Origin of the sequence: Anabaena sp. CCY 0017, assembly GCF_963920885.1 — a bacterium.
GTDB lineage: Bacteria > Cyanobacteriota > Cyanobacteriia > Cyanobacteriales > Nostocaceae > Nodularia.
The window spans coordinates 76,666-95,040 of the sequence record NZ_CAWUDG010000008.1 but is presented as its reverse complement, the minus strand read 5'-3'; the positions used below and the strand labels follow the sequence as shown (position 1 = coordinate 95,040).

General features: G+C 41.4%; 12 protein-coding genes. 9 read left to right on the top strand and 3 right to left on the bottom strand.

Annotated elements, in window-relative coordinates:
• The first annotated feature begins 22 nt into the window (after positions 1-22).
• From ACM0OW_RS12400 to hetR, 4 genes are all read left to right on the top strand, one after another.
• Entirely contained in the window at positions 23-1,069 is a 1,047-nt protein-coding gene (locus ACM0OW_RS12400; protein WP_414550494.1) for a zinc-dependent dehydrogenase, read from the top strand.
• Positions 1,070-1,190: 121 nt separating this feature from the next.
• The gene (locus ACM0OW_RS12395) at positions 1,191-2,495 is read left to right on the top strand and encodes an inorganic phosphate transporter (protein WP_414550402.1); all 1,305 of its coding nucleotides are present in this window, start codon (positions 1,191-1,193) and stop codon (positions 2,493-2,495) included.
• Between the two features lie 600 nt (positions 2,496-3,095).
• Positions 3,096-5,492 (top strand): EamA family transporter, encoded by a 2,397-nt coding sequence (locus ACM0OW_RS12390; protein ID WP_414550401.1) that lies wholly within the window; start codon positions 3,096-3,098, stop codon positions 5,490-5,492.
• Positions 5,493-6,705: 1,213 nt separating this feature from the next.
• The gene (gene hetR, locus ACM0OW_RS12385; protein ID WP_414550400.1) at positions 6,706-7,605 is read left to right on the top strand and encodes a heterocyst differentiation master regulator HetR; all 900 of its coding nucleotides are present in this window, start codon (positions 6,706-6,708) and stop codon (positions 7,603-7,605) included.
• Positions 7,606-8,339: 734 nt separating this feature from the next.
• On the opposite strand, the gene ACM0OW_RS12380 is transcribed toward hetR, so the two are convergent.
• The gene (locus ACM0OW_RS12380) at positions 8,340-8,975 is read right to left on the bottom strand and encodes a hypothetical protein (protein ID WP_414550399.1); all 636 of its coding nucleotides are present in this window, start codon (positions 8,973-8,975) and stop codon (positions 8,340-8,342) included.
• A gap of 558 nt (positions 8,976-9,533) precedes the next feature.
• Here ACM0OW_RS12380 and ACM0OW_RS12375 point away from each other — a divergent pair.
• Together ACM0OW_RS12375 and ACM0OW_RS12370 are read left to right on the top strand one after the other, a co-directional pair.
• A complete protein-coding gene (locus ACM0OW_RS12375; protein ID WP_414550398.1) occupies positions 9,534-10,475 on the top strand; it encodes an N-acetylmuramoyl-L-alanine amidase in 942 nt (313 codons plus the stop codon).
• A gap of 223 nt (positions 10,476-10,698) precedes the next feature.
• Positions 10,699-11,352: a hypothetical protein gene (locus tag ACM0OW_RS12370; RefSeq protein WP_414550397.1), complete on the top strand. Its 654-nt coding sequence runs from the start codon at positions 10,699-10,701 to the stop codon at positions 11,350-11,352.
• Positions 11,353-11,361: 9 nt separating this feature from the next.
• On the opposite strand, the gene ACM0OW_RS12365 is transcribed toward ACM0OW_RS12370, so the two are convergent.
• Positions 11,362-12,345: a CHAD domain-containing protein gene (locus ACM0OW_RS12365; RefSeq protein ID WP_414550396.1), complete on the bottom strand. Its 984-nt coding sequence runs from the start codon at positions 12,343-12,345 to the stop codon at positions 11,362-11,364.
• 409 nt (positions 12,346-12,754) lie between these two features.
• On the opposite strand from ACM0OW_RS12365, the gene argJ reads away from it, so the two are divergent.
• Positions 12,755-14,068: a bifunctional ornithine acetyltransferase/N-acetylglutamate synthase gene (argJ, locus tag ACM0OW_RS12360; RefSeq protein WP_414550395.1), complete on the top strand. Its 1,314-nt coding sequence runs from the start codon at positions 12,755-12,757 to the stop codon at positions 14,066-14,068.
• Between the two features lie 44 nt (positions 14,069-14,112).
• Positions 14,113-14,646: an NB-ARC domain-containing protein gene (locus ACM0OW_RS12355; RefSeq protein WP_414550394.1), complete on the top strand. Its 534-nt coding sequence runs from the start codon at positions 14,113-14,115 to the stop codon at positions 14,644-14,646.
• Between the two features lie 100 nt (positions 14,647-14,746).
• Here ACM0OW_RS12355 and ACM0OW_RS12350 read toward each other — a convergent pair whose 3' ends face one another.
• The gene (locus ACM0OW_RS12350; protein WP_414550393.1) at positions 14,747-16,075 is read right to left on the bottom strand and encodes a proton extrusion protein PcxA; all 1,329 of its coding nucleotides are present in this window, start codon (positions 16,073-16,075) and stop codon (positions 14,747-14,749) included.
• Positions 16,076-16,153: 78 nt separating this feature from the next.
• Here ACM0OW_RS12350 and ACM0OW_RS12345 point away from each other — a divergent pair, with 78 nt between their 5' ends.
• Entirely contained in the window at positions 16,154-18,313 is a 2,160-nt protein-coding gene (locus ACM0OW_RS12345; protein WP_414550392.1) for a recombinase family protein, read from the top strand.
• The last annotated feature ends 62 nt before the right edge of the window (positions 18,314-18,375 follow it).

The window sequence follows — 18,375 nt, the reverse complement described above, 5'->3', positions numbered from 1 at the left end:
CAACGAGTGGGGAAAAACCAAAGTGAAAGCACAGGTATTTAGAGGTGTTAATCAACTGTCTTACGAAGAAATTCCAGTCCCGACCCTAGAACCCGATGAAGTGCTGGTACAAGTGGGAGTCGTGGGATTATGTCAGTCAGATATTAAAAAAATTCGTTATCCTCTGTATGAACCACCACGCATATTTGGACATGAAACTGCTGGTACGATCGCCGCAATAGGTTCTGAAGTAAAATCTTGGCAGGTAGGACAACGGGTGGCGGTGATGCACCACATTCCTTGTATGCGTTGCGCCTACTGCATGAATGATAATTTCTCCATGTGCGATGTCTATAAGAATATCTCTACCACAGCCGGATTTAACGCTAGTGGTGGCGGTTTTGCTGAGTATGTCAAGGTTCCCGGACATATTGTCCAGAATGGCGGGTTAATTCCTATTCCTGACCATATCAGCTTTGAAGAGGCGAGTTTTGTTGAACCAACTAACTGCTGTCTGAAGGCTGTGAAAAAAGCCCAAATTGCCCCCGGACAAACTGTTTTGGTGACTGGTGCGGGACCAATTGGCTTAATGTTTGTGATGTTAGTCAAGCATTTTGGGGCGAAAGCGATCGCCACTGATTTGCTACCATCGAGAGTAGAAAAAGCCTTGGCTGTCGGTGCAGAAGCGGCTTTTGATGCCCGTGATCCTGATTTACCTGCCAAAATTCAAGCCTTGACTGGGGGGATGGGCGTTGATGTCACCCTGCTAGCTGTTCCCAGTGACAAAGCTTTCTTTCAAGCCCTGGAATGTACCCGCAAAGGTGGTAAAATTTTGTTTTTCGCAGAATTCCCCGATGAAGTGGAAATCCCCATTAACCCGAATATTCTTTACCGTCGGGAAATTGATTTGATGGGTAGTTACAGTTCGTCTTATCGGCTGCAAAATCTCTCGGCGGAGATTGTGTTTAATCGGCGGATCGATGTCCAGGCCTTGATTAGCGATCGCTATCCATTACAAAACTTATCAGCAGCTGTAGAGCAAGCGATCGCACCAAACCCCACAACATACAAAATTTTAATTTATCCGTAATCCGGGCAAACAAGATAACAGTAGAAAATATTTATAGCGCTTCTCGATATTTTGCGATAAGCCCTTGCTTTTGATTTATCTGAGAATCGCGCTATTTTCTTTCCATCTACCCCAACGCTAAATGTCCATTACATTAATTTTCATCGCCCTACTAGCCTTCTACGTCGCCTGCAATCTCGGCGCTAACGATGTCGCCAACTCAATGGGAACCTCAGTTGGTTCTAAAGCCATCACCTTGAAACAGGCGATCATTATTGCTGGGATTTTAGAGTTTACGGGCGCGGTATTATTTGGGCATGAAGTATCCCAAACCTTAGCCACGAAAATTGCTAATCCTGTTTTATTCGCTGCTACACCAGAAATTTACTTAATTGGGATGGTGACGGTGTTAATTACCTGTGGTTTATGGCTGCAAATCGCCACCTCACAGGGTTTACCTGTAGCCTCATCTCATGCAGTTGTAGGTGCGATCGCTGGATTTAGTTGGGTAGCTGTGGGAGTAGATGCAATTAATTGGTCATCAATTGGCTTAGTCACCATTGGCTGGATTTTCACGCCAATCATCAGTAGTGCGATCGCCGCTTTATTCTACAGTCAAATCAAGCACTGGATTTTGGATCAACCAAATCAATTAGCACAGCTACAACAATGGATTCCCTGGCTGAGTGTAATTCTGCTAGGAATATTTGGTGTAATTGTCTTACCTTCCTTAACGCAACCCCTAACTAATTACTTGAATGAACGCATTGGTTTAAACTTACCTAGTTACGACATTCCCTTATTCACAGGTGCAGTTGCAGCCATAGCACTCACAGTCATTAGTTGGCGACAGTTAGAAGGAGTTGCGGATACGGCAGACAAAGAGCAAATACTCCCCACTCAGAACTCCCCTACTAACCAGTCCCCACTCAGTACTCCTATTGAACGCCTATTCGGTCGCTTTCAAGTTATCAGTGCTTGCTTTGTGGCCTTTGCTCATGGTTCTAATGATGTAGGCAATGCGATCGCTCCTTTAGCTGCCGTTATCTATATTAATCGCACGGGTAACGTACCGATTAATGGCATCACTATCCCCATCTGGATTTTAATCCTTGGTGGTGCTGGTATTGTCGCTGGTTTAGCTCTCTGGGGTGAAAAGGTGATTGCCACAATTGGCGAAAACATCATTACTTTGCAACCTAGTAGTGGATTCTGTGCCGAACTTGCAACCGCTACTACCATTCTCCTAGCCTCACGCTTTGGTTTACCTGTCTCCACCTCTCATGCTCTTGTGGGTGGTGTAGTCGGTGTTGGACTGGTGCAAAATATCAAATCCATTAAATTTCAAACACTACAAAGTATTGCAGTTACATGGCTAATTACACTTCCCGTGAGTGCAATCCTCAGCGCCGCCATCTTTAGCACTGCCAGGATGTTATTCCTCTAATATTTATTCTGGATTTGACAATTTATATTTGTCTGACTGTTCTGTTGAAAAGCATCATGCTAAAACACCAAAAACCGAGTGTGTTTTTGCAGAATTGCAGTTAATTCACTAAAATAATGTACAGGGGATAGTAATACTTTAAATTTCTGCGGAAGGCTAGTTTAATATCTATTCAGAATGTAAACTGTCACATAAGTTACATTTTGTCAAAATAGACACAAAAAGCCATAACTTTGACAATCCTGTTGTGGCAATACACGTATTGATCAGCTTTCGATTTACTGTTGCTACTAAAAAAACAAGTATTTATATTAAGTGTTTTGTTTTTCCTAATCAACTCTCACTAGAGAAACGTTCATTTAAATCAGTCTAATGGCAGGCATTTCTGTGATGCTCAAGGGAAGACAGTATATTAGGGCTGTTAGGCAAATAAACTAGATACTTTGCCAACCTTGTACTCAGCATGACAAAATTACATTTATGTACGCAATTCCTGCAAAAGTCTTGAATTTACCTGACAAAATACAGGAAATCACTATGAGTACCAAGCAAGTTTACGGAAAGCAGCTTTATCTTCAAGGTGTTAGAGGTTAGAAGCTAATGGGGCGATTTGAGAAGCGACCAGACAACCCACGAGTCAGAGGCGAGCTATCCAGAGCAGCAGAGACAGCTTTATGGGCTGTAGTGGAGGATTTAGAAAGTCTCCAGCAGAATATGCTCAGATCGTTTCAGGAAGAAATAAAACGGCTTCAAGCCGATAAAACCCGTTTATCTGACGAAGTTCAACAGTTGCTAGAGGAAAAGGAACATTTACAACAGGTACGACAAATAACTGAACAGCAAGTATTAATTCGTCAGTTATCAGAAGCCTTAGCAAAGCATATATCCTCCCAACTGCAATCATCGCTGGCAAATTTAGCCAGTAAATCAGTAGAAGGTAATTCCCAGGAACGATCTGCTATGAAGTCAGCCGGGGATAACAATGAGAATGCCAAACAAATGCTTGGCACTTTGGATGATACCCTGACGATTACCTTTAACTCGTTACAGCAGGAACTGAAAAATTATCAAAATAATCTTTCCCAACAGTTGTCTCGGATGCAGAGCCAACAGCAGCAAGGGGAAGCGATTGTAGAGAATTTTATTAATCATCTGCGCGGTGAACTAGGCAAAACAACACAAGAAATCTCGCAACCAGCCGAAAAAGCATCACCACCCACTCCTGTGCAACCGACGGAGCCACAGCAGCCCCGTTCGTCTCAGACACGTTTACAGGTAGGAGTGATCCCAACCAGCGCCACCAGGAGTAGTTCTATAAGTACTGGTAATTTATCTGAAAGCAAAAGTACTGATGCTTCTACAGCACCATCAAACAAAACACTGCCAAAAGCTAGCGAACCTAGTTCAGTAATCATTCGGGGGTTGTCAGAACGTGAGACTAAAATTCCTTCAGAGTCTCCAAAAGCTAGCGAACCTAGTTCAGTAATCAGTCGGGAGTTGTCGGAACGTGAGACTAAAATTCCTCCAGAGTCTCCAAAAGTCAGCGAACCTAGTTCAGTACTCAGTCGGGAGTTGTCGGAACGTGAGACTAAAGTTCCACCAGAGTCTCCAAAAGTCAGCGAACCTATTTCAGTAATCGGTCGGGAGTTGTCGGAACGTGAGACTAAAGTTCCACCAGAGTCTCCAAAAATCAGCGAACCTATTTCAGTAATCGGTCGGGAGTTGTCAGAACGTGAGACTAAAATTCCATCAGAGTCTCCAAAAGCTAGCGAATCAAATTCATTACCCAGCCGGGAATCATTTGAACGCAATACTAAATTCTCATCAAAGTCAGGAAAGGCTAGCGAACCCAGTTCAGTAATCAGTCGAGACTTATCGAAACCTGAGACTAAACCCCTAAGTTCTAACTCAGTCACCAAGCAAGAAGCAAAACCGACATCACCAAAATCACCTAACTCTCAAAGTTTTTCGCCTGTTCAGATAGGTTTCTTACTAGTTGTATTGTCAACAGTCGTATCATCGCTGTACAACATAGCCATCAAGGGGATGTTTTTTAAACCTTTCGACAATTTGGGCGTTTTAGAGATTCAGGGAATTATTTCGCCAACACTGGGAAATGTCCTGTTAATTTTAATGCTTCGCCTGCTGGTGGTTGTGCCATTAATGTTGCTTTTGGCTCCCATGATGCATCCACAAGTATGGCAAGATATGCAAAATCTGATCGCACCATTACGTGGTAATTCCCCTGCTAATAGTAATGTCAAAAAACAGCAAACTTTACAGTTTGCGATCGCCAGTGGTTGCTTTTTGTTTTTATCTCAGGTGCTGATCTACTTGGCTATTGGTCAGGTCGCAACTGGAACAGCGATCGCGTTGTTCTTTATCTACCCGATCATTAGCGGCCTTCTCTCATGGCTACTGTTCCGCGATCGCCCCAGTGGATTCCACTCTGCGGCTATGGGTGCTGTCTTCTGCGGTGAATTACTGGTTTTAGGCGGTTCTACAAGCCTTGGTATGGCGAATTTCTCCCTGGGAAGCAGCACAGCCATCTTCGCTGGGGTAGCTTTTGCCTGCTACGTGATTTTGACGCGGGTATGTGCCACCAAACTGCATCCAGTGTCTTTTACGTTAATTAACTTTAGCACCATGTTTGTGTTGAGCTTTATCTGTCTGATGCTACCTTTACCAAGTAATTTGAGTATTGCTGTTCCCCAATCTAATTTGCTGGAACTAATTCTGACAGCTTTTATTTTGGGTGTTCTAACTCTCGTAGGCTATGTACTTAACCATGTTGGTATTCGCAAATTAGGTGCATTACGGTCAGCGATTATCGGAGCAGGTGTCCCAATTTTAACCGTAGTTTTTGCTGGTTTAATACTTCAAGAAACCCTGGAAGTTATTCAAATTATGGGAGTAGTGTTCGTAAGTTTTGGCGTAGCAGCTTACAGCTTTGAGAAAATGCGAACTCAGGTTAAACCTTCTAGCTCTGAAAATTAAATAACGGATTTTGAATTCAAAATCCCCAAAAAATAATTCAAAATTGAAACAAGAAAATTTGAATTAATTACTTCAGAATGCAAACGCCCAAATTTATTCCTGGAAAATTACCAACATGAAATAAAGCCTTCACCTTGATTTCTCAGTCCTTGTCCTTACTTCCAAGCCCTAGATTGAGGTATAGCCATCACCAAGGATATTAAAAAAGTGTTGATGGCTCCAATCCCTCAAGAAACTGGGTTTTTACTCAATCCTCAGCACTCCTCACTCGGTGTCCGGGCGGGTTTACTAAGGATTTGACAAACCTCAGACTAACTGCTTAAACCCGCCCCTACTCACTTAGCACTCAGCACTAAATCCTTTGAATTAATAATTTTGAATGGGATCGGAGCGATTTCAGCCAGCCAGTAAATACACAAATAAAATCCAATTCCTATAGTCTTTGAAATTTTACTTTTACCTGTATCCTGCTAAAGCTGAATAATTCAGTAATCATACCCCTTGACACTATACGTATAAACGATACAATTTGAGTGTTAAGTAGTTTGATATGCCTCAGAGGTTTCTTTGTCATCCTGTTAATACCAAAGAACTTATTAAACTTTAACTCATACTCTTTGGTGGAACATCAGAGAATCCTAATAAATAGTTGCATATTAAACAGTTACATGGTAATGATAGAAGTATTACCAATAATTTGCTTTATACAAAATTAATACAAAAACGACCAAAAATAGAATATCATGTTGTAATAAAATAAAAGGTAGTTTGAATTTGGAATTATCCACCTTATTTCAGGTAGATGATTGTCCCTCCAATCAACTGCCGATACTGCCAAAAAATTGCCGTAATTTGTAAGCAATACATTGGGTTACAAATTCTGCTTAAACCTGCCAGTGTTTTTAGGTCAGTAGATAACCTACTCCTAAATAACTCCCAAGCATCTGCCGGAAAGTTTTACACAAGCAGCAGTTATTCTGAGCCTAATAAAAAGTAATTCTTTTGAAAAGACATACTTTTTGTGAAAGCCACCAGATATTTATTGCGGTAAAGCCTACCCTCTGAAGAGAAATTATCATGTTTAACTCCCGACCACATCGGAGTTTAAACACCCTCTCAGATTTGGATCAAGACATTGGCTTCAATTGGGTGTATACTACTTGTTTCTGTGCGAATAAAAAATCTGTAAACGTGCTATTCAACTGTCTGTAATATGAGTAACGACATAGATCTGATCAAGCGTCTTAGCCCCAGTGCGATGGATCAGATTATGCTTTATCTGGCTTTTAGTGCCATGCGGACGAGTGGGCATAGGCATGGAGCATTCTTAGATGCAGCCGCAACCGCAGCTAAGTGTGCGATATACATGACCTATCTGGAGCAAGGGCAAAATCTGCGGATGACCGGTCACTTGCATCACCTAGAGCCAAAACGGGTAAAAATCATTGTAGAGGAAGTCAGACAAGCGCTGACCGAAGGCAAATTGTTGAAGATGCTAGGTTCTCAAGAACCCCGCTATCTGATTCAGTTACCTTATGTCTGGATGGAAAAGTTTCCTTGGCAACCAGGAAGATCCCGTGTTCCTGGTACAAGTTTGACCAGCGAAGAAAAAAGGCAAATCGAGCAGAAACTACCCAGTAATCTGCCTGATGCTCAACTGACCACTTCTTTTGAGTTTTTGGATCTAATTGAATTTTTGCACAAGCGATCGCAAGAAGTATTGCCACCTGAGCATCAAATGCCTTTGAGCGAAGCTTTAGCAGAACATATCAAACGTCGCCTACTCTACTCCGGTACAGTAACGCGCATTGATTCTCCTTGGGGAATGCCCTTCTACGCTCTGACCCGCCCTTTTTATGCCCCAGCAGACGATCAAGAACGGACTTACATTATGGTGGAAGATACCGCCAGGTATTTCCGCATGATGAAAGATTGGGCAGAACGGCGACCAAATACCATGCGAGCCTTAGAAGAGCTTGATATCCCAGCAGAAAGATGGGAGCAAGCAATGGAAGAATTAGATGAAATCATTCGCTCTTGGGCAGATAGGTATCACCAAAGCGGTGGAATTCCCATGATTTTACAGATGGTGTTTGGCAGAAAAGAAGACTGATAGTTAAGGTGTTATACCATTAACACCTTGTACTAGTACAGCAAGTTGTAAATAGAAATACTATGTCCTACGGGAATCTGCTTCTCTTCTCCTGCGGAGACGCTAACGAGACGCTCCGCGAACACCTATAGAGACTGATAAATAAAAATAGCCCATTACCTAGACAAGGAGGACACGGAATACAAGTTTGAGTTTTGACTTCCAGGCAGTAATGCTAGGCAATCCACTTACATAGAATCCAGTTCTTGGTGAATTTAATCCCAAGATATTAAAAAATAAATACTTTCAGTTTGCTGCTGAAGACTTAGAGGTTTGGTTTATATGCCTAGCCTGACAAAACATAGTCGCATTTTTATTTTTCTATTAGCTAACTTTATTTCTTGGTTTGCAAGGTTTGCTAAGTTTAAGTATTTCAGTCACTAAATCGATGTTTTTATCAGGAAAATGCTGAAAAACCCACCAGAAACAGCAACTAAGTTGCGTATTGTCAAGTATCAACCCCATTGCTTCAAGTCTTTAAGCAATCAACACTGTCTTAAGCTATGTAGCCAAGGTTGTACTAGTGTTTTTTTACCACACAAGAAACTAGGCGGGCTATAAGCCCAGCCTAGAAACAATTCGTCAACTTACATCAGTTTTCATGTATTTGAACCACATCTGTCGTAGGGGAGCAAGGCCTTGCGCCCCTAGCGTGTGGTCTATTTACCTGAAAATAGCTGTAAAGACGTAATATTTTATTGACCTTCCGAATGCCCTGGAATCGGAGTCACCTCAAAAGAGGGACTAAATTCGGTGGGGACTCTATTTTGTGGTGTAGATGCAGGTGAAAAGCCACTAACACGGTCACTGGCATCGATACAAGTATCCATCGCTTGGGTAGGTGCAATATCAAGCGCACTACGTAAGCCCACCACACACTGAGCAAAACGCTCAGGCAATAAACTACGGACACAGTAGTTTAAAACTGTTGTGTGAATAGCGTCTTGAGTATTTCTGGTGATACCAACAACACAAGTAGATAAGTTCTCAGGTCGCCGGGCTTGTTCACAGGAAGAGAGAGCATCTACAGCACTAATTTGTGTTCGCTGATTAATTTTCACCACGCAAGCAGACAAGTCTCTCGGACGCAGTGCTTTTGCACATCCTTGTGATACTGCTTGTGCGGTTAGACCCAAATTCAAGAGTCGAGCTGTACAGACACGGTAATCATTGGCGGAAGAGGTCTTCACAGCTACACTTGGAGCAGTCATCGCCAACAATCCAGCTATAGCCAAAACTGGTGTTGTCAGCCGAATCATTTTTGTCTTAAACATTTCGACAGCTAAACTGCCTTTTTCGTTCCCAGTTTTACGCAACTTTTTTTTGCTCATCACCTTTCTCCAAACACCCAAAGTTATGCTAACTCAAATGTACGGCAACTCTTCTCCAAACCAGGAAATTCGGTAGTTAAGCTGAAATAAACCTAACTATGTAAAGCAACCGCCAAGGAGGTTAGGACATTGTTGATTGCCCAAAGCCTTGATGTAGGGGCGGGTTTACAGATATTTTCAATTATCAATAATAATTTTAATAAACCCGCCCCTACTTGGTTTCTACTGGCTAACGCCCCACTTCTCTACGAGACGCTACGCGTTAGCGTTAGCTTTCGCTTTAGCGATACGATCTAAGCGCAGCCATGCCCACAGGGCTTTACAGCATATTTAAGCTACTGCTCAGTATAAAATATATTTCGTATATTATAGTATGATCTAATGCTTGACTGCGTTCGCGTACCATCTAATTAGCGTAGCCTTTTGTAGACAACAAACCTTTCTATGCCTTGATTGCTTCGTTCTTTTATTTGCCATGATTATTGGAGTGGTTTATCCGATACACTACCTTTGATGACGTAATCGGAATTTATAAGCATAACTGGTGAGGTTCAACAGATGAAATTTGGCATTGATATTGGGCATAATTCTCGTCCAGACACAGGTGCTGTGGGAATCAAGTCTGAAGATGTTTTAAACACAGATGTAGGAAACAGAGTTATTTCCAAGTTACGGGCTTTAGGGCATGAAGTAATACCGTGTAAACCAGATAGGTCTACTTCTGTAACGAATTCACTCTTTCAAAGAATTAATACGGCGAATACTAACAGAGTTGAGGTTTTTGTCTCAATACATTTTAACGCTTTTAATGGTCGGGCTAATGGTACGGAAGTATTTGCAAGTAGTGATGCTGGGAGAAGAATTGCTCAACCAGTGTTAAATGAAATTGTCAGATTAGGATTTTTTAATCGTGGCGTTAAAAGTGGTTCCCACTTATATGTCCTCAGAAATACGAGAATGCCTGCAATTCTTGTAGAATGTTGCTTCATCGATTCACCAAAAGATATGAATATCTTTGATTCCGAAGCAACTGCTAATGCCATCGTTAAAGGCTTGACGGGTCAAGTATCTAGCACTCCCGTTAGTCCAGTCCCAGATGAAGAGTTGAATACAGATACTACAATCATCAGACTGCAAAGAGCCTTAAATCAATTAAAAATCAACGATGCAAATGGTAGACGCTTGGTAGAAGATAATATCACCGGACCGGCAACAAGGTCTGCAACAGTAAATTTTCAAAATATTGTTGGACTAGCACCGACTGGAATTGCAGACACAAATACGTGGGATGCAATTAATCTGATTTTAGCTAAACGAATAGTCAGACCTAACCATGCTGGCGGTCCAGTTGTGAGATATATACAATCCCGTGTAGGTGCTGGTGTTGATGGTATCTATGGTCCTCAGACAGGTACAGCGATTAGGACATATCAACGGCAAAATGGTTTACTTGCCGATGGCATTGTCGGAGGAATGACCTGGCAAAAATTAATTGGTTAGTTAAACAGAAGAGGCAGGGCAGAGGGCAGGGGCGATTGAAATCGCTCTGCGCTGATTAGGCTTATTTCCTAGGCTTCTTGTCCTCTGCCCTCTTTTGTAAGCATCTGGTAGATAAATTAGCTCTAAACTGATATGTCTGATTTATAAATCTAGACCTATCTTTTTTGACTATGAGTTGCTGTATCCTTGATTTAATAAGCGTTTGAGGCTAGTTTCTCGCCCCATGAAAATGCAACTGTTGTTCAGCCTTGCCTATTCTCTTTGTCTGTTAGGTTCCTTTACATTGCCAGCTAGCGCTCAACCTCTTCCTATTCAGCCTGCTGGGCAATCTCCAACTCAAAGAGTTAGTGAAGAGATGACAATTCCTCAAGATACAGCAATTATTATCAGATTTCCAGCATCTGTTACCATTGATGTTGGACAAAACAAGGCGTATCCTCTAACCGTGCCTTTAACTGATGCTATTCAAGATGATCAAGGTAATATTATAGTGCCGAAAGATGCCCCTGTAACTATTAACCTCAAGCCTACAGATGGGGGTGCAATCATTGTCGCTAAATCTTTGGTGATTAATGGTCGCATTGTTGCTATTAAAGCATCGAGTCAGACAATTCCCGGTACTACTATTACCTATAAACGCGCTAATGACAAAGCTGCGGAAAATAGTTCGATTTGGAGCCAGATTGGTGGAGATACTTTGGGCTTTTTCAGCCAAGGTAATCCCAGACAGTTTGACCGGGGTGCAATGCTGGGAAGTATTGTTGGGTTCCTGACAGGCTTAGGTTCCCCAGAAAATATCCGTGTTGTCCAGATCCCTCAAAGTAGTACTTATGTTTTATCACTTGAAGCCCCCATCAACTTGTCTACTCGCCGCTAAAATGATTGTTTAAGAAATAGCTGTGGGGATGGGATTTAGTATTGTTAAATGAAAATTGTGTCGGTGTTCAGCTTGCAAATAGCGCTCTTGTAAAGGTTGCCATTGTTGCCATAATTGATGACGATTTTGCTTTAATAAAGTAGCAATTGTTGGCAAATAATCATCAAGTTCTGACTTAAACACATCCTCAAGCCAATCACCCATAACTACACTATCTTGCATATTTCCTAAAATGTCTTGGATGCTTTTGACTTCGGCAACATAAGCTGCATAAGTCTCATCATATAAGTCACTAAATAATTCCATTTGGTAACGCACTCGTTTGGCTTGTTTCCGTAAATCATGAATACTTTCGCCTTGAGTGGTTAATTCTTGTTCTATATTTTCTGGTTGCCAATTTGTGCAAACCTTTATTTCTGAGTCTACAATACTAGTTCCTGCTAGCCATCCCGGATGTAGCAAAAAATTACTCACTTCAGGTAAGAGTAAATCTGGTAGCACTTGTTGAATGGGTAGATAAGCTAAAGGCTGATAAATGGGTTGTTCTAACCAATCTACTAATTCTTGTTTAAGAGAATTGTATTCTTTACTTTGTAAAGTTTTCTGCGTCTTGGATAATGCCTGTTTACGTTGCTTATCTAAAACATTGAAAGCTGTTTGCAAAACCTTTTGTTCTTTGTGAGGTAAATGTGGTTGGTAATGAGTCTCCAAGGTTTCTTTGAGGACATCTATATCTCTGAGATTGCCAAGACGACGAGCAATTTTACCAATTTTTTTATCGTTGGCTGGTTGCGGTAAATTCAGGACTAAAGTAAACCTACTGATTGCAGTGCGTAGGCGACGCATCCCGACGCGCATTTGATGCAATGCTTCTGGGTCTTCATCTTTCTTAACGGGTTTCTCCCATTTTAAGGTTTTTTTGAGGTGTTGTTGAATTGCCTGGTAAGCGTAGTCTTTAAGACTTTTTACAGGGGGTTTTATTGCCAATGTCATACTCGAAAACTAATTACTTGGTCAAATAGTTTTATACTAGCATTAGTGAAAAATGTATATTTCTTGTAGTATCTATCTATCTATATAGAAATGCTCAATAAGTTATGAACATAAAGATCCCCGACTTCTTCAAGAAGTCGGGGATCTGAGCCTATAGATGAATAAAATAGGATTGCTCTATATCTCTTAATGAATAGAAAGAAATATTACTATTGATATTTAATAGTAAAAATTAATAATGGGTATTACACCTCACTGCAAAAATGCTATACTGTGCTATGTAGATGCACCCTGATGATCTGGAGAGCTGCTCATGTAGCTCTCCTTATTTCATGATCGGCGAATATTTGGCAGTGAATACTTGGTATAATCGCCAGTCAAGCAGCTAACAGTTGTGGAGAGAAGAAGAATGGCAGATTGGCAAGAAATCTCTGGTGGTGTTACTGCACCAAGAGGTTATCAAGCGGCGGGAATCACCGCAGGACTGAAGCCTTCGGGATTGCCCGATTTAGCTTTGATATGGTCAGATGTAGAGGCGATCGCAGCTGGTGTATTCACCACTAGTCAAGTCAAAGCCGCCTGTGTAGATTATTGTCGTCAACGCTTGCAAGCTAAACACAGCGCCCGTGCAATTCTCTGCAATGCTGGTCAAGCAAACGCCTCCACAGGGATACAAGGTGTGCGTGATGCCGAAGAAACAGCCGAAATATTAGCACGGGAGTTGAAGATTTCCCCGGAATCGATTTTGCTGGCTTCTACTGGCGTAATTGGTCAACGGATTAAGATGGATGCCTTACGCAGTGGTATTCCCAAGGTAGTAGCAGCACTCTCCCCAACGGGTTCAGATGCCGCAGCCGGGGCAATTATTACTACAGACTTAGTAACAAAATCCATTGCTTTAGAAACAACCATAGGCGATCGCCCCGTCCGCATTGGTGGTATTTCCAAAGGTTCGGGGATGATTCATCCCAATATGGCCACGATGTTGGCGTTTGTGACTTGTGATGCAGCAGTTTCATCTAATTTGTGGCAGCAAATGTTAAGTAGGGCTGCTGACCAAAGTTTTAATGCCATTACCGTAGATGGTGATACCAGCACTAACGATAGTTTAATTGCTTTGGCTAATGGTCAATCTCGCACCCCAGCAATTACCGAAATGGGTGCAGAAGCCGAGAAATTAGAAGCGATGTTAACAGCAGTATGTCAGCATTTAGCCAAAGCGATCGCACGTGATGGCGAAGGTGCAACTTGCTTAATTGAAGTGCAAGTAACTGGCGCTTATGATCAAGTTTCCGCCCGTCAAATTGCTAAAACCGTTGCCGGTTCATCTCTAGTTAAAGCTGCCATTTTTGGCCGCGATCCCAATTGGGGACGTATCGCCGCTGCCGCCGGACGTGCAGGTGTAAATTTTGAACAAGACAACCTGCAAATAAAATTAGGGGATTTCTTATTATTAGAAAATGGTCAACCAGTACCATTCGACCGTGCAGCAGCCAGTGCATATTTAAAACAAACTGTGGCTGATTCCTCTTTACCACCAGACTTTATTGCTACTAACAGTAGTAATGATTTGTCTGTGGATAGAAGCATAATTAAAGGTCAACGAGTCGATAATCCGGTGATTATTGCCGTTAACGTTGGTAATGGTCATGGTTCTGGTAAAGCCTGGGGTTGTGATTTGAGTTATGACTATGTGAAAATTAACGCTGAGTACACAACTTAAAAGATATCGAACCACACCAGGCGCAGAGAACACAGAGAAAATCAATGCAGCGAATATCTGTAGTTGGTACAAGTGGTTCTGGGAAAACGACTTTAGCACGTCAAATTTCCCAGCGCCTCGCCATTTCTCATGTAGAACTAGACTATCTACACTGGGAACCGAATTGGGTAGAAGTGTCAGATGAAGTTTTCCGCCACCGAGTTTCTCAAGCACTATCCGGTAATACCTGGGTAGTTGATGGGAATTACAGCATGGTACGGGATATTGTTTGGGGAAAGGCGGATACAGTTATTTGGCTAGATTATCCTTTGTCAGTAGTAATGAGTCGTGTATTATGGCGAACTCTTTTACGGGTAATCACAAAAGAAAAAGTTTGCAATGGTAATCAAGAAACATGGCAAACAACTTTTTCTAGCCGCGATTCTATCTTGTTGTGGGCGTTGCAAACTCACAGCAAAAACCGCAAAATATATCCTTTGTTATTCAAAGAATTGGAATATGCCCATCTAGAAATTATCCATTTTCAATCATCATCATCAGCAGAAAATTGGTTATCAAATTTATCTCCTGTAGAGTGAAAAGAGCTATAAAAGCCATTATAAAGTGATTAACCTAGATTTGATATGACCTTCTTAATTACGAATTACGAATTACGAATTACGAATTACGAATTACGAACTATTCATTCATATTCCGATATGTAGCAACTGCGGAAGGTGATATGCGGTTTAAATAACGGAAAATCCAATATTTAACGATAGTATCCAAAATCACGGGAAAGGTGGCAATAAACAAGAAGATAAAATCTCTATTAGCTGGTAAGCCCCAATGACGTGATACACCTTCTAAAATTACTTCCCAGCCGTGTGGAGAGTGAAACCCGACAAATACATCCGTGAATAAAATAATTATAAATGCTTTAGCACTGTCACTCAGACCATAGACAACATGATCAAAGAAATCTTTTAAGACTGCAATAGAAGACTTGCTGATAATCAATAGATAAATAAAAGCACCCACTGAGAAAATATCAGAAAAAACATTTTTAATCGCATTGGTACTTTGACGGCGAAATTTTTCAGCAACTTCACGTGCTTTATCCTCCATCTGGATTTCTATCTCTTCAGCAGATAATGCAGGGGCGTGATTAATCAGGTTTTTAAACTTGATTTTTTCTTCAAATTTGTGTAATTCTACTAATGCTTCTTCCTCCATTTCAAAATTAAGAAACATGGGTGCTGCTTCAGGGTTTCTAAAATGGTTAATTATCGGACTTACTATTAAGACTTTTGAGATTTGATGAGTTAATAAAGGTACTATAATTAAGAGTAAAATAAATCTAATAGATATTATAGTTCTTCTTTGAGTCTGACGAAAATTTTTAACAACATCTTCTTCAGCATTGGGATCTAATTCAACTTGCAGACGGCCGATAGTGCTTAAAATCGACCGAGGCAATATTCCCATTGTATCAGCCTTACCTCGCTGCTTTTTCTGCGGTTCTTGATTTGGATTTGGTATTTTTTTTGGTGAGGATACAGAGGTAGTTGGATCAATTTCTATGATTTGAGGTTGATTTAGTAAAGCCGAAGCATTGATTTCATTCTCTAAGTTGTTATATTTTGAAATGACTTGATCAATGAATTGTAATTTCTCTAAAATTAAGGCAGAACTAGGATATTGTATTCCTGTTTTCTGAGCCGCTCTTTGATGAGATTCATTAGAAAATAAACGACTGGCACGAAACTCTGTCAGTCGCATCCTGGCAATTTTTAATTGTTGCTTTAACTCTGACTCAAAATAATCCATTACACTGTTACTGTAAATGGCTAAGTTTAAGTCTATTTTATGACCATTAAAATGTTCGTCTTCTATGGATTTAATCTGTAGTGCGGCTTTATAAGCTGCTTCTAATGAACGCTCTGGGGTGAGTAAGTACCATCTGTAAGCAGACAGTAAAAAAGGGTAAACTTTCTGACTAAAAAACGGTATTCTCATCGTCGGCAATTATTCAGCATTTAATAGTGCTTCTGATCATTAAGTTAACGCACGCAGTATACTAGCAAATCTATAAGGGGAGGATTTGTGATTTCTCATTCTATTTGGATTGTTGGTGCTAGCCGTAGCGGTAAGACGGCTCGTTTGGTAAAAAGTTTTTGTGCTTGGTTGCACAGTGAACAACATACTTTTGATTCATTTTATACTGAAAAACCAAGTCAGCCACAAGGTTGGGGAACATCACAAATCTCATCTCTCCCCAAGATAGAGCCAGGAATTTTGGTTTTAGCTGCCAATAGTGAGAATCGCCGTGATCTGGCTGATAAAATTGTGACGGCAACTCAGGGAAAATATCCAGTTCGTGCCAAAACGATGCTCGGTTTTTTTCAAGATGAAGTTACTTTATTTTGGCCTTTATTGATTCAGTCGTTAAAACTCAAAGCACAATTTCCGGTAAGATTACGCCCGGAAACTGAACAGGAATTAGCAACGAAATTTTGGCATTCCCGATTAGATGCAGCCACTTTGCAACCTGCGGGAGTGAATGAGTCTCGTTTGGTACGTCGCATCTTGGATTTATTCCAATTGGCGGCTTATAGTGGTACACCCTGTGAAGATATTAGCCAGATTTTGCAAACAGGCTTACAAGAAAATGCCATAGATTTAGAACCGGATTTTTTGGCATCTTTATTACTTGATTGGCGCAACTGGTGTTTAGAAAGGGGATTACTTAGCTATGGGATTATTACTGAACTTTATAGTCAGAATTTATTAAGCGATCGCCATTATCAACAACAATTAACTCAACGTTATCACGCCGTACTAGCAGATGATGTCGATGATTATCCGGCGGTAGCCCGTCAACTGTTTGATTTTTTGCTAGATCAAGGCGCAGTAGGGGCTTTTAGCTATAACCCTGATGGCGCAGTGCGTCTGGGATTGGGAGCAGATCCCAAGTATTTAGAGGGTTTAGCAGGGCGTTGTCAGATCGAAACATTAACGACATCACCTGTACCTAGTCTAGCAGAGCAACTTTTACCCCCAATGCTAGAGTTAGTTACAGAATCAATGATGATATCGAGTTTACCAAACTCATTACAGTTAATTCAAACCAAATTGCGCTCCGAATTGCTGCGGAAAACAGCAGCAGAAATTGTTCAAGCCATTGATTCAGGAAAAGTACAACCAGAGGATGTGGCAATTATTGCACCAGGTTTAGATGCGATCGCTCGTTATACTTTAGTAGAAATCCTGGCCAAGAAAAATATCCCAGTCGAATCACTCCACGAGCAACGCCCCTTAATTAGTTCGCCTGTGATTCGAGCCTTACTCACCATGCTGGCTCTAGTCTATCCCGGTTTAGGTCGCCTCGTAGATCGAGATGCCGTAGCCGAGATGTTAGTTATCTTAAGTAGAAAACAAGAAATCTCAGAAGACTCTCTTGTACAGACGCGATTCATCGCGTCTTCCCCCACTCGCATCGACCCAGTACGCGCCGGATTAATTGCAGATTACTGTTTTAAACCTCATCCCGACAATCCTAATTTACTACCAGTATCAGCATTCGAGCGCTGGGATCGCATTGGCTATGCAGCCACCACAGCTTATGGTGAAATTTTACAGTGGTTAGAAAAACAGAAGACACAGCCTTTGATTCCCAGTCCAACTTCTCTGTTATATCTAGCAATTCAGGACTTTATTTGTAAGGATAGCAACCCCCCTTACGACCAAATGGCAGCACTGCGGGAATTACTGGAAACTGCTCAACACTACTGGGAAATTGACACCCGTTTACGACAGATAAACCCCAGTACAGTAGGGGAAGAAGCCAGCGCAACTGTTGCCGAATTTATACACTTATTGCGACGTGGTACGATTACCGCCAACCCTTACCCTTTGCGTCCCATTGGTGTAGCCAGAAAAGCTGTCACTTTAGCAACTATATTCCAATATCGCTCTAGTCGAAGATTTCACCGTTGGCATTTCTGGTTAGATGCTGGTTCCCCTCTATGGACAAAAGGTGGTGCTGCGTCGCTATTTGCAGCGCCATTGTTCTTGAGAGACAGGTTAGGGGAACCTTGGACAGCAGAAGATGAAAATTCACTAGAAGAAGCAAGATTACGCAAGATTTTTGCAGATTTACTGTCTCGCGTGGCTGAAAAAGTTTACTTATGTCACAGTGACTTAGCCGTAAATGGTCAAGAACAATTAGGTCATTTGTTGCCTTTAGTACACGCTTGTCTTTAAAAATTATGTGCAATTCTCATTGATAAATCGTACATGAGTTATACTGTATCTGTCTGATCATA

Bases quoted from the DNA above. Each gene is read 5' to 3' on its own strand.
- hetR (WP_414550400.1), top strand. From the start codon at position 6,706: ATGAGTAACGACATAGATCTGATCAAGCGTCTTAGCCCCAGTGCGATG.
- ACM0OW_RS12370 (WP_414550397.1), top strand. From the start codon at position 10,699: ATGAAAATGCAACTGTTGTTCAGCCTTGCCTATTCTCTTTGTCTGTTA.
- ACM0OW_RS12355 (WP_414550394.1), top strand. From the start codon at position 14,113: ATGCAGCGAATATCTGTAGTTGGTACAAGTGGTTCTGGGAAAACGACT.
- ACM0OW_RS12380 (WP_414550399.1), bottom strand. From the start codon at position 8,975: ATGAGCAAAAAAAAGTTGCGTAAAACTGGGAACGAAAAAGGCAGTTTA.
- ACM0OW_RS12390 (WP_414550401.1), top strand. From the start codon at position 3,096: ATGGGGCGATTTGAGAAGCGACCAGACAACCCACGAGTCAGAGGCGAG.
- ACM0OW_RS12375 (WP_414550398.1), top strand. From the start codon at position 9,534: ATGAAATTTGGCATTGATATTGGGCATAATTCTCGTCCAGACACAGGT.
- argJ (WP_414550395.1), top strand. From the start codon at position 12,755: ATGGCAGATTGGCAAGAAATCTCTGGTGGTGTTACTGCACCAAGAGGT.
- ACM0OW_RS12365 (WP_414550396.1), bottom strand. From the start codon at position 12,345: ATGACATTGGCAATAAAACCCCCTGTAAAAAGTCTTAAAGACTACGCT.
- ACM0OW_RS12395 (WP_414550402.1), top strand. From the start codon at position 1,191: ATGTCCATTACATTAATTTTCATCGCCCTACTAGCCTTCTACGTCGCC.